Source organism: Plebeiibacterium sediminum (assembly GCF_026013605.1).
Classification (GTDB): Bacteria; Bacteroidota; Bacteroidia; order Bacteroidales; family Marinilabiliaceae; genus Saccharicrinis; species Saccharicrinis sediminus.
Genome location: NZ_JAPDPJ010000042.1, coordinates 25,306 through 37,539, shown reverse-complemented (window position 1 = coordinate 37,539; position 12,234 = coordinate 25,306). Strand labels below are relative to the sequence as shown.

Here is a 12,234-nt window from a genome sequence, read left to right as displayed (position 1 = left end):
CATTTGATTATATGTGAAGAATATTAAAAAAAAGGGTTGTTTTTAATTTAAAGCTTGAGAATTATTGATTTGAATTATTACTTTTAGCATCTAATATGGGAGCTATTATTTTAACTGGTTACAAATATAAATTCAGTAATTGTTTTTTATTAATAATTCTGTTCTGTATTGGAAGCTTAGGCGTTGTTCAAGCCTCTGATATTAAACTAGAAGCAACCTATTCTTCCTTATCAGTACAGGATGGATTGTCTGGTAATTCCATTAATACACTATTTCAGGATAGTAAAGGGTTTTTGTGGATTGGAACCCAAGATGGATTAAATCGTTATGATGGATATTCATTCGAAATTTACAGACATGAAATTGGCGATCAGACCTCAATTTCCGGTAATAGTATACAGTGCATTACCGAAGATGCAAGTGGAGATTTGTGGATTGGTACTATAGGAAATGGTTTAAATAAATGGAATCGTAAAACTGAAAAATTTACAGTTTACTCCTCAAAAGGTGCCAATACCATTCATTTACCAGAGGATAATATTCTGGGAATTTCATTTGATGTTGACTCAACGCTTTGGATTAAAACGGATAACTTTCTCGTAAATTTTAATACCAAAACTAACGAAATAGTAAAATATAGCCTTTATAGCAATATCTTCAAACATCATAATAATACTAACGTTCCTATTTTTCATAAATCACTATCCTACATATGGATTGGAACCAATGATGGGATATCACAATTTGATAAACAAGAAAAATTATACGAAAGAATACAGTTTGAGCGAAGTTCAGAATCTCTGTTGAACTCTTTTGGAGCTATAACGACTATTTTGCCATTATCTCAAAAATCAATTTTAATAGGAGGAAGTGGTGGTGTTTTTGAGTGTTCAAAAAACGATTCGGGCTTATATGAATTGTCAAAAGAGGAAATATCAAACTATCAGCACAGTATTGTGCAATGTGCAGTAGTACATTCCTCAGGTGGTGTTTGGTTAGGAACAAATACCGGATTACACTTACTTACTTTTGATTATGAAAATGAGGATTTAAAATATAAACCAACAGATTTTTATAATAAATCAAATAATCTAATTACTGATAAAGAAGTAACTGCTCTTATTGAAGATAAGTCTGGATTATTGTGGGTAGGAACCAAGTATAATGGCTTAATAAAGGTTGATTTTAAGCCTAAAAAATTTAAAGCGCTCGCCAAAAGAAATGAACAGTTAAAAGAACTTCAGAATTGTGATGTAAGATCAATTCATATTGATGATAGCGGGAAGATTTGGTTGGGAACAGCTAATAAAGGAATTAAAATTGTTGATACTGAAGCTCAGGATATTTATAATTACCCGGTAAATTATTCCTTATATAAAGAAAATAAAGATATCGTTTTAAGTATGTGTCAGGATTCCAAACAAAGACTATGGATTGGTACCGGCAATGGAATTTACATTTATTATAAAGATAGAGGAACCATATCTCCATTTACAAATTTAAACGATGTAGAAATATCATCGCTATTGAATCAAAATGCAATTAACTCAATTGAAGAGGATTATAGGGGTAATATTTGGTTTGGAACCCAGTTTGGTTTGTATAGGTACGATGGTTTTAAAGTGGTAAGCTATTTTTCAGATGCAGATGATGATAAAACGATTTGTGGAGATGAGGTCAATGTAATTTATAATGATTCAGAAGGATTTCTGTGGATAGGAACAAATAATGGCGTAAATTATATCGATCGTAAAAATGAAGTTTTTACAGGATTTGAAAATCTTAATAATAGCAATGACTCTCTTCCTTTGCTAAAAGGTAACCATATCTTATCCATTACTGAAGATGATAGAAGAAAAATATGGTTTGGTACCAGATCCGGCATTAGTTATTATGATAAAATAGAAGAAAAAATTGGATACTATTCACATCTGAATGGCATTGCCAATGATATGATAAATAGTATTGTTTATGATGAGGCTGGTATTTGGATTGGTACAAATAAAGGAATTTCATTAATAGATAAAAACGAAACTATTTTTAATTACGATCTTAACGATGGTTTGCCCGGTTACGTTTTTAATAAAAATGCAACAGCAATTGATAAAAATGGCGTAATTTATTTTGGAGGCGTGAGTGGTGTTGCTCATCTGAATCAGGATTCGGTAAAGTTTAATCATAGTAAACCTAATGTAGTAATAACTGCGATGGAACTTTATCATAAGGGAAAAATGATAAGTAAGTTCAGAGGGGATGAAAAAGAGATTTTATTAAAGTACCGGAAAAGTTCTAATTTAAAAGTTAAGTATGCTGCGTTGGAGTTTACTGATCCTTTAAGAAATAAATTTCAGGTTTATCTGGAAGGATTTGATGATGATTGGCGTACTATCACAACTGAAAATGAAGTGGATTTTTCAGATCTGCCATCAGGAGAATATGTGCTTCATATTAAAGGTGCAAATAGTGAGTATGAGTGGACTGAGCATCCGATTAATATAGCTATTAAAATTACGCCTCCAATCTGGATGTCGAATTATGCTTATGCGTTTTATCTTATTGCATTAGTATTTCTGGTACAGTCTATTATTAATTATAGAATCAGGCATTATAAGAGTGCATATAAGTCATTGGAAGAAAAAGCAATTGACAAGAAGAAGATTGAGGCTCAAAAAGAAATGTTATCAAAAATAAACCAAAGCTTAACGGATAGTATTTATTATGCCAAAAGAATTCAGGAGTCTATTTTACCTGATGAGAAGAAAATTAAGTCTTCATTACCTGATTCATTTATATATTATCGTCCCAAAGACCTGGTAAGTGGTGATTTTTATTGGTTGTTTGAACGAGATGATAATTTATATGTAGCAGCAGTAGATTGTACTGGCCATGGTGTTCCTGGAGCTTTTATGTCTATCATAGCTTACGATATGCTAAAGAGTATTCTTACTACAACAGATTTAACTTGTCCTGCTATGATATTAGATCAATTAAGCAAGGAGGTTATTTCAACCTTTAAAAAAGATGCTGATAGTAACAACAGCAGAAAGCAGGCTGTTAATGATGGAATGGATATAGCACTTTGTGTAATCGATAAAAAGAATCGTAAGTTAACTTATGCAGGAGCCTACAATCCACTTTATCTGGTTCGTAATAATGAGATTTTTGTTTATAAAGGAGATCGTTTTGCCATTGGATATTTATCGAATACGGAGTTGCATTATTCTAAGCATGAAATAGCCATAGAGCCCAATGATACATTCTATATCTTTTCTGACGGGTATGCAGACCAATTTGGTGGTTCTGAAGGAAAGAAGTTTAAATACAGAAGATTCAGACACTTATTGCTAAATATTCATAAACTTCCTGCAGAAGATCAAAAAGCTATTTTACATCAAAAATTAGAAGAGTGGATGGGTGATTTTGAACAGGTTGATGATATCATTGTAATGGGAATGAAACCTGTTGTTGAATTGGTGTAATTCAAAGTATACAGAGTAAAGTAATCTGAAATTCCAGAGTAAAAATCTTTGGAGGAATATTGAATGATATACTTCTTTCCTCCAAAGTCAATAATATTTCTTTAGTAGATATTTTACATCTACAGTAATGCCTCATATAAAATTTCAATAGGATGCTGAGCTTCTCTTCCTGTTCCATCCTTAATCTGATGTCGGCAAGATGTACCCGAAGCTGCAATTAAAGTTGAAGGTTCAGTATTCCGTACTTCAGGCAATAATTTCATCTCTGCTATTTTCAGGGATAGGCTGTATGATTTCTTTTCATATCCGAAGGATCCTGCCATACCGCAACATCCGGAATCAATTTCAATAGCTGAATAATTTTCAGGAAAAGATAGAACCTGTTGCACATATTTAGTAGAAGACAATGCTTTTTGATAGCAATGTCCATGAAACTTAATTTCTTTAGTTTCATTGGTAAAACTATCTTTGCTAATGCGTCCTTTATTCATTTCATTAGCTAAAAACTCTTCAATAGTATAGGTGTTCCGCTTAATTTTAAGCGCTTCCTCCTTTAAATCATCTTTAACTAAATTAATATACTCATCCCGGAATGTTAATACAGCAGATGGTTCAATGCCAATCAACGGACTTAATTTGGAAATCATAGGAGATAATAACTCTATATTCTTATTGGCTATTTTTCTGGCTTTTTTTATTAAACCTTTAGAGATATAAGTTCTTCCACTATAAATATGCTGAGGAACCACAACCCGATAACCAAGTTTTTCAAGTAAAAGAATCGTTTTAACACCAAGATCACTTTCCAGATAGTTGGTAAATTCATCTGCAAACAGATAAACAGTCCTGTGCTTTGCTACAGCTTTTTTATGCCATTTAGCCCATGTTTTTAACGTTTTGTTTGACATTTTGGGAATGTCGCGTTTGGTAGAAAAACCAAGCATTCCCTGAAGAATATTTTTCAAACCAGGCGCACCAACTACAAAGTTGTATATCCAGGGTGTATATGAAAATAATCGATTTATTACAGGTGAGTATCCAACAGAAATTGCACTTGTTGGCGTCCCTTTTTGATTGTAATAATATTGTAAAAATTCAGCTTTAAGCTTGGCAATATCAACCCCTGAAGGGCATTCTGATTTACAGGCTTTACATGATAAACAAAGACTTAATACATCATAAACCTCTTCTAGATAAAGGTTGTCAGAATCCAGAGTTCCCGTAAAATATTCTCTTAGAACATTAGCGCGTCCTCTTGTTGATAGCTTTTCATCTTTTGAAGCCATATAACTAGGGCACATTGTTCCGCCAATAATCTCTGATTTCAGACAGTCACCAGATCCGGAACATTTTTCAGTAGCTCTGACAATACCTTCGGTATCATCCCAATTAAATACGGTTTTGAATTTCTTTTGATCGTTTGGCAAACGGTACCTTAAAGAGGTACTCATTGGAGGAGTATTAACAATCTTATTTGGATTTAAAAGGTCTTCTGGATCAAAAGCCTTTTTTAGCCTGAGCAATAATTTATAATTAATATCTCCAATCATTAAAGGAATAAACTCACCTCTTAACCTACCATCTCCATGTTCTCCACTTAATGAACCCTTATATTTTTTAACTAACAGGGCTGTTTCTTTAGCTATTTTTCTGAACAGGATAATATCCTGAGGATCTTTTAAGTTTAATACTGGTCGTAAGTGTAATTCACCAGAACCTACATGCGCATAAAACACACATTCTTTATTAAAAGATGAAAGTAAGTCACTAATATCTTTGGCATAAGCAGGCAGGTCTTTAGGATGTAAGGCTGTATCTTCAATAACGGCAACAGGTAAATCATCACCTTTCATATTTGAAAGTACCCCTAATCCGGATTTTCTTAAAGCCCAAACACGACCCATATTTTTTGAATCAACCACAGGGTAGGCATAGCCCATTTCATTCTTCTGGAATTCAGAAGTCAGCTTCTCAATTTTTTGATCCAGTGCTTCCTGTGTTTCTTCTGCAAATTCAATTACCAAAAGAGCAGCAGGTTTACCAGTAATAAAAAATCGGTTACTTTGTTGTGCGGTACTTTTTCCTGCCAAATCAATGATTTTATCATCAATTAACTCTACAGCTCTTGGTTGATGTTTTAAAGCAAGAATATTAGCCTCAAGAGATTCCTTTAAGCTATTAAAGTGAGCACATAATAAGGATTTGTATTTAGGAGGAGTAGGGACCAGATTTAATTTTACCCTGTGAATCATCATCAAAGTACCCTCTGAACCGGCAATTAATTTACTCATGTTAAAAGGCACTCCATCTTTATCAAAAGGTTGCATTCCTGCTAATATGTCAAGGGCATACCCGGTATTTCTTCTTTTGATATCTTGATGAGGATATTCCTTAAAAATCTCCTTAATATTGTGTTTATCGCTCAAAATTTCATTGACTTCGCGATAAATATCACCTTCAAGTGTTTCTAATTTACATTTCTGTTGGAACTCTTTTTCGTTCAGTTCTTTAAAAATAACTTCCTGGCCATTGGCTAAATAACCATGAACTTCCAGTAAATGATCTCTGGTACTACCATATATTAATGAGTGTGATCCGCAGGAGTTGTTACCTACCATACCACCAAGTGTACATCTGCTCGAAGTTGATGTTTCCGGTCCAAAAAATAAACCGTGAGGTTCAAGATATTTGTTTAATTCATCAAGGACAACACCTGGCTCAACCATTACCCAGTTTTCTTCCTGGTTGAGTTCAATGATTCGGTTCATGTATTTTGATGTATTTACCACCAAATCGTTTCCTACAACCTGACCTGCCAATGATGTTCCGGCACCACGAGGAATAAGGGCAATTTTATGTTCCTGTGCAAACTCAACAATTAGATCTAAATCAGCTTTGTCTCGTGGCCATACAATCCCCAATGGTTTTTCTCTGTAGGCAGATGCGTCTGTTGCAAATTGAGCAATGTAAACATTATCGTATGAAACATCTCCTTTTAAAAGAGTTGATAATTGGTTAAGTGAGGATTGAATATTAGCGTTGTCCATTTAAATAGAATTTCCTGTAAAAATAGGAAAATTTGGTATGTAGGATGTAGCTAAGTACTTACTTTTATTTTTTTTATGGTTCTTTATTATATCTAAAACAGCTAATTATTAATTGTTGGATGATTGTTTTTCGTAGGCATACCAGTATAGCGTACCTACAAAAAATGCTCCGCCAACAATGTTACCGAGCGTAGCCGGAATTAAATTATCAACTATAAATGATCCCCATGTAATAGGAGCACCTTCGAATATGGCTAATGGAATAAAAAACATGTTGGCGATAGAGTGCTCAAAGCCCAATGCAACAAATGTCATTACAGGCCACCAGATTCCCAATATTTTACCACTGGTATGTTGAGCCGACATTCCCATCCATAAAGCAAGACAAACCAACCAATTTGCTCCAATTCCTTTTAAAAAAGTTTTATAAAACGGATTAGAAGTTTTTGCTTCAGCAATATGAAAGATGGTTTTTGTCCATGGTTCAGTGCCAACAACTTCAGTTAAATGAGTTAAGAAATAAGCTACAAAAATAGCCCCGAAGAAATTGCCTATATAAACTAAAGTCCAGTTTCGAATAGGTGCTGTCCACTTTTGCCTTTTGCTTAATACGTTTGGCATAAAGTAAGCATTGTTACCAGTGAATAATTCAGCTCCAGCCATTACCACCATCATAAGACCTACAGGAAACGCAGCACCAAAAACAAATTTGGTAATTCCCGGGTTTTTGGCAGAAATCTCAGGCATACCTCCGGCTAAAAGAATTGACAGTAATCCGCCAAATGCAATATAAGCGCCAGCCATAAAAGCTAACGTTAGTATCTTTTTTCCCGAGTATTTGTCTTTTTGCATTGCAGATTCACCTGCAATTTTTATGATTTCAGGAGGAGTAAATAAGCTCATTTTTTGGTATTAATTAAATGTGGTTTTACGCTTTTAGCTTTAAATACTAGTTAATTTTTACTTCTTTAAAATAGGGTGTTAAAATGTTTTTTACCTTTTCCAGTTGTTCCGGAGTGTTCTCTTCAATATGATTAAGCATATAATCATGTCCTAACGCTTCCCACTTATGAGTACCTAATTTATGGTATGGTTGTATCTCTATTTTCTCAAGACAGGTGAAGTTTTTAAATGTTTCGCCCAGTTTTATTAGTTCCTGAGGATCATCAGTAATACCAGGTATAAGAACATAGCGAAGCCAGAATGCTTTTCCTGTTTTTTCTCTGTGTTCAATAATTTCCATGTTCTTTGCCAGATTTTTACCACCGGTTAGGTTGTTAAAGCCTTTTTCATTGGTGTGTTTAATATCCACCATAATAAGATCGGAATAATCATCTAAAAGCAATTTTACATGATCATTAAAAACAGATCCATTTGTGTCAATGTTTGTATGTATATCTGCTTCTTTTAAAGCCTTAAATAAAGGAATTAAAGCTTTGGTTTGTAACAAAGGTTCACCTCCAGAAACGGTTACTCCACCCAATTTCCCAAAATAGGGTTTCATGTTCTCTGCTCTTTTAACTAGTTCTTCAATGCTGTATTCCATTCCTCCCTGAACAGTTATGGTATCTGGATTATGACAATAAAGGCATTTTAAATTACAGCCTTGTAAGAAAATAACCATTCTGATTCCAGGACCATCATGAGTTCCGAATGATTCAATAGAGTGAACTTTTAATTTGTCGGACATTGAGATATGAGATAATAGAAAAAAAACAAAAGTAGAGAGTTCTACTTTTGTTTTTTGTGTTTTATTAAAATATCATTGTGATTATTAGAATAAAGAAGAAATGTAAAGAAAAAATATCATGTAAATAGTCTTTTATCTCATGTCTATATTCTAGTATTCTCTTGTTTTACATTGAATCATGGAAAGAACGAGATAATACTTCTTGTTGTTGTTCTCTGCTTAAACGAATAAAGTTTACTGCATATCCGGAAACTCTGATTGTTAATTGTGGGTAATTTTCAGGATTTTCCATAGCATCCTTAAGTAATTCTCTGTTTAACACATTAACATTAAGGTGTTGGGCATTTTTCATAAAATAGCCATCCAATGCAGTTACCAGGTTATCAATACGCTCTTCTTCGTTTGAACCTAATGATTTAGGAACAATAGAAAAAGTGTTTGAGATACCATCCTGAGAATCCTTATAATCAATTTTAGCAACAGAGTTTAATGAAGCAATAGCTCCATGTGTATCTCGTCCGTGCATTGGGTTCGCTCCTGGTGCAAATGGAACTCCTTTTGCTCTGCCATCTGGCGTTGCCCCTGTTTTTTTACCATATACTACATTTGAGGTAATGGTTAAAACTGATAAGGTAGGATTTGCATTTTTATATACAGGAAGCTTATTTAACTCATTACTGAAATGATTTACCAAATCTCTGGCAATTAAATCTACTCTGTCATCATCATTTCCGTATTTTGGGAAATCGCCTTCAATTTCAAAATCAACAGTTAATCCATCTTCGTTTCTGAGAGGTTTAACTTTTGCATGTTTAATTGCCGATAGTGAATCTGCTACAATTGATAAACCTGCAATACCATAAGCAAGATTAATGCGTGGATTTGTGTCAATCAATGCCATCTGTGCTTTTTCGTAGTAGTATTTATCGTGCATGTAGTGAATAATATTCATTGACTCATTATACACACGAGCTACTTCTTTCATGGCAATTTTAAAACTAGCCATTACTTTATCGTAATCTAAGTACTCATCATTAGCTATAGATGGAATACCATCTACCATTTGCGTACCAGTATTTTCACAACGACCAGAATTTAAAGCTAAAAGAAGTGTTTTTGCTAAGTTGGTTCGAGCTCCAAAAAACTGGATGTGTTTTCCTAATTCCTGAAAAGATACACAGCATGCAATACCATAATCGTCACTATCACGGTGGCAACGCATTAAGTCATCATTTTCATATTGAATGGATGAGGTATCGATAGATACTTTTGCACAGTAATTTTTAAATCCCTGAGGTAAACTATTACTCCAAAGAATGGTAATATTTGGTTCTGGTGAAGGACCCAGGTTATAAAGTGTGTTTAAGAAACGGAAAGATGTTTTGGTTACTTTACTTCTTCCGTCAACCAACATTCCTCCTATACTCTCTGTTACCCATGTAGGGTCTCCTGCAAAAATCTGTTCGTAGGCTTCCATTCTTAAATGTCGAACCATACGAAGTTTCATTACAAAGTGATCAATGTATTCCTGAGCCTCTTCTTCTGTTATAATACCTGCTTGTAAATCTCTTTCAATATAAATATCCAGAAAAGAAGATACACTACCTAATGACATGGCCGCTCCATCTTGTTCTTTTACCGCAGCTAAATAAGCCATGTAAGTCCATTGAACAGCTTCTTGTCCATTTTGAGCAGGGCGAGATAAATCAAGGTTATATTCATTACCCATATCTATCATCTGGTACAAAGCTTTTATCTGCTCTGCAACTTCCTCTCTTAGTCTGATTGTTGCATCAGACATAGGACCAGTAATATTTTTTAGATCCTCTTTTTTAGATTCTATCAAATGATTGATACCATATAAAGCAACACGTCTGTAATCACCAATAATTCTGCCTCGGGCATAGTTATCAGGCAGACCAGTTAAGAAACCAAGGGATCTGAATTTTCTTATTTCATCAGTATATGCATCAAAAACACCATCATTGTGAGTTTTTGTGTATTTACCAAAAGCCTCTGTAATGATGTCAGAAGGCTTTAGTCCATGTTCTGATAATGCTTTTTGAACTACCTTAAAACCACCATAAGGTTTCATAGCTCTTTTTAACAGCGCATCAGTTTGTAATCCAACAATAGACTCATTGTCTTTATCAATATATCCAGCAGGGAAAGCGTTAACAGTAGAAACAGTGTTTGTATCCACTCCTCGCATGCCATTGTTGGCTCTCTCTTCTTTTAAGGCTTCAAGACAAATATCCCATAGTTTTTTAGTTCTGTCAGTAGGACCTTTCAAGAAGTCGTGAGTTCCAGTGTAAGGATGTATGTTTTTTCTAACAAAGTCTCTTACGTCAATAGCCGTATTCCAGTTTCCTTTTACAAATTCCTTAGTTTCCATATTGAGTTTAAATTTTGCGCAAAAGTATATCTATTTAATTAAAAAATAAAATTGAAAAGTTCAATATCTGTCTCATTCATAATTAATAACGGATATTGAATTGTTGTAATTAGCTTTAATTAAGTATAAAAGGTATAGAATTGCCTAATAGTATAAAAAAACAAAAAATGTGTGATGTAGTTTACAAGAAGTAATTAGTTATGCTGATCTTTTCGTATTTGAGTTAGTTTACTAATGAATTCTGCCTGTTTTAATTCGCTTTCATATTCATCAATAAATGTTTTAACGAGTATTCGTAATTCTTTTAAATCCATACTGTCTAAAACCAGTTTAAGAGATGTGCCGGGGAACAGGATGTGGATTTTTCTTATGAAGTTGTTTGATTTATTGTAATGTAATGCATCCTCTTCATTAAGGTCATTTAAATAATTGCCAAAATCTTTAAGTGTATCAAGTTTTGAAAAGTCAATTCCTAATTGATTGAACTCAAAATGAAACTTACTACATTTATTACATGTAAAAATATGACCATGATATGTTTTGATGTCTACGTCAATCATAAGATCTCGTTTTACTCTCTTTGAATTAAAACAATAGAAATCTTCATTTTGTTTTATAATCATGATGTTTTATTTAGATTAATTCTAACTAACACAAAAGTAATCTGATGATTTAAGTTGTTCAATACCTAATTGTGGTGATTTTGAAAATAGGAGTTTGGGATCTGTTCAGTGAGAATGATCAATAGGAAAGAGGTTTGTTTTGTAGCAACGAAAGTATATAAATGGTACTTGAATTAAATAGAGATTCAGTACAATTTGTTGAAGTTTAGAGATGATGCAGGCTTAGTACTTTAACGTTTAGGTTAATTTTACCTATGCGCATATGGTTTTTTCATCGTTTTTACAATCCCATTCTTTTACCGGAGTTTTCCAATCGCCATATTTAGCAGTCAAATAATCATGGTAGTTTACCGGAGTTTTTAAAATATTTCCATTAAAGTTTACGGTATCATGACCTTTGTAGTGTGATTTACAAACGCGTAGAATCTTACCTTTTGCCTGCCAGTAAGTATGTTTGCTATCAGTTACTTTTACAAAGATGTCACCAATCATGGCTTTTTGATCATAATTTCTGTCAAAGATATTCCAGAAAGAAAAAGCAATAGGTTTCACTTTAAAAATACGTGTCTGTCCTTTTTTTATGGCACCATAGGATTTGGTGTATTTTCTTTCACTAAGCTTTAGCCCTTTTTTCCAAAAGTGTTTTTGAAGTGATTTAAGTTTTTTAGCGTCAGTAATATCAATGGATAAGTCGATATCATGATCCCAGGGTAAAAGATCCCCATCCCTCACAATCCCCAGGAGCGTTCCACCTTCTAAATGATAAGTGATATGATTATTATCTAATACTTGCGTGATTAGTGTCAATAATTTTTTTGCTTTTAAAAGCTTCTCTCCTCTCAGTTCTAGCATACTTGATCCGTTATGATTGTTTTGAACGTGCAAAACTAAAAAATGTTACATAAAATCCTTGAGGATTAAGAAGAAGATGATTACTGCAACAGGCAAAATTAGTTGGTAATGGCTACATATTGTATGATAAAATCATTTGAGTCTTATA

The 12,234-nt window shown here is 33.5% G+C and carries 7 protein-coding genes; 1 reads left to right on the top strand and 6 read right to left on the bottom strand.

Going from position 1 to position 12,234, the window contains the following annotated elements:
• Nucleotides 1–95: 95 nt before the first annotated feature.
• Nucleotides 96–3,479, top strand: coding sequence for a two-component regulator propeller domain-containing protein (locus tag OM075_RS16210; RefSeq protein ID WP_301191584.1), 3,384 nt, complete (start codon nucleotides 96–98; stop codon nucleotides 3,477–3,479).
• A gap of 119 nt (nucleotides 3,480–3,598) precedes the next feature.
• Here the strand turns inward: OM075_RS16210 and OM075_RS16205 are convergent, their stop codons facing one another.
• From OM075_RS16205 to OM075_RS16180, 6 genes are all read right to left on the bottom strand, one after another.
• Complete coding sequence (locus tag OM075_RS16205; RefSeq protein ID WP_301191583.1) at nucleotides 3,599–6,526, bottom strand: FAD-binding and (Fe-S)-binding domain-containing protein; 2,928 nt, start codon at nucleotides 6,524–6,526, stop codon at nucleotides 3,599–3,601.
• A 108-nt stretch (nucleotides 6,527–6,634) separates the two neighbouring features.
• Nucleotides 6,635–7,429: a formate/nitrite transporter family protein gene (locus OM075_RS16200; RefSeq protein WP_301191582.1), complete on the bottom strand. Its 795-nt coding sequence runs from the start codon at nucleotides 7,427–7,429 to the stop codon at nucleotides 6,635–6,637.
• Between the two features lie 46 nt (nucleotides 7,430–7,475).
• Nucleotides 7,476–8,216, bottom strand: coding sequence for a pyruvate formate-lyase-activating protein (pflA, locus tag OM075_RS16195; RefSeq protein WP_301191581.1), 741 nt, complete (start codon nucleotides 8,214–8,216; stop codon nucleotides 7,476–7,478).
• Nucleotides 8,217–8,382: 166 nt separating this feature from the next.
• Nucleotides 8,383–10,611 (bottom strand): formate C-acetyltransferase, encoded by a 2,229-nt coding sequence (pflB, locus tag OM075_RS16190; RefSeq protein WP_301191580.1) that lies wholly within the window; start codon nucleotides 10,609–10,611, stop codon nucleotides 8,383–8,385.
• Nucleotides 10,612–10,805: 194 nt separating this feature from the next.
• The gene (locus tag OM075_RS16185; protein ID WP_301191579.1) at nucleotides 10,806–11,171 is read right to left on the bottom strand and encodes a DUF6686 family protein; all 366 of its coding nucleotides are present in this window, start codon (nucleotides 11,169–11,171) and stop codon (nucleotides 10,806–10,808) included.
• Between the two features lie 315 nt (nucleotides 11,172–11,486).
• Nucleotides 11,487–12,086, bottom strand: a complete 600-nt coding sequence (locus tag OM075_RS16180) for a LicD family protein (protein ID WP_301191578.1) — start codon at nucleotides 12,084–12,086, stop codon at nucleotides 11,487–11,489.
• Nucleotides 12,087–12,234 lie beyond the last annotated feature (148 nt).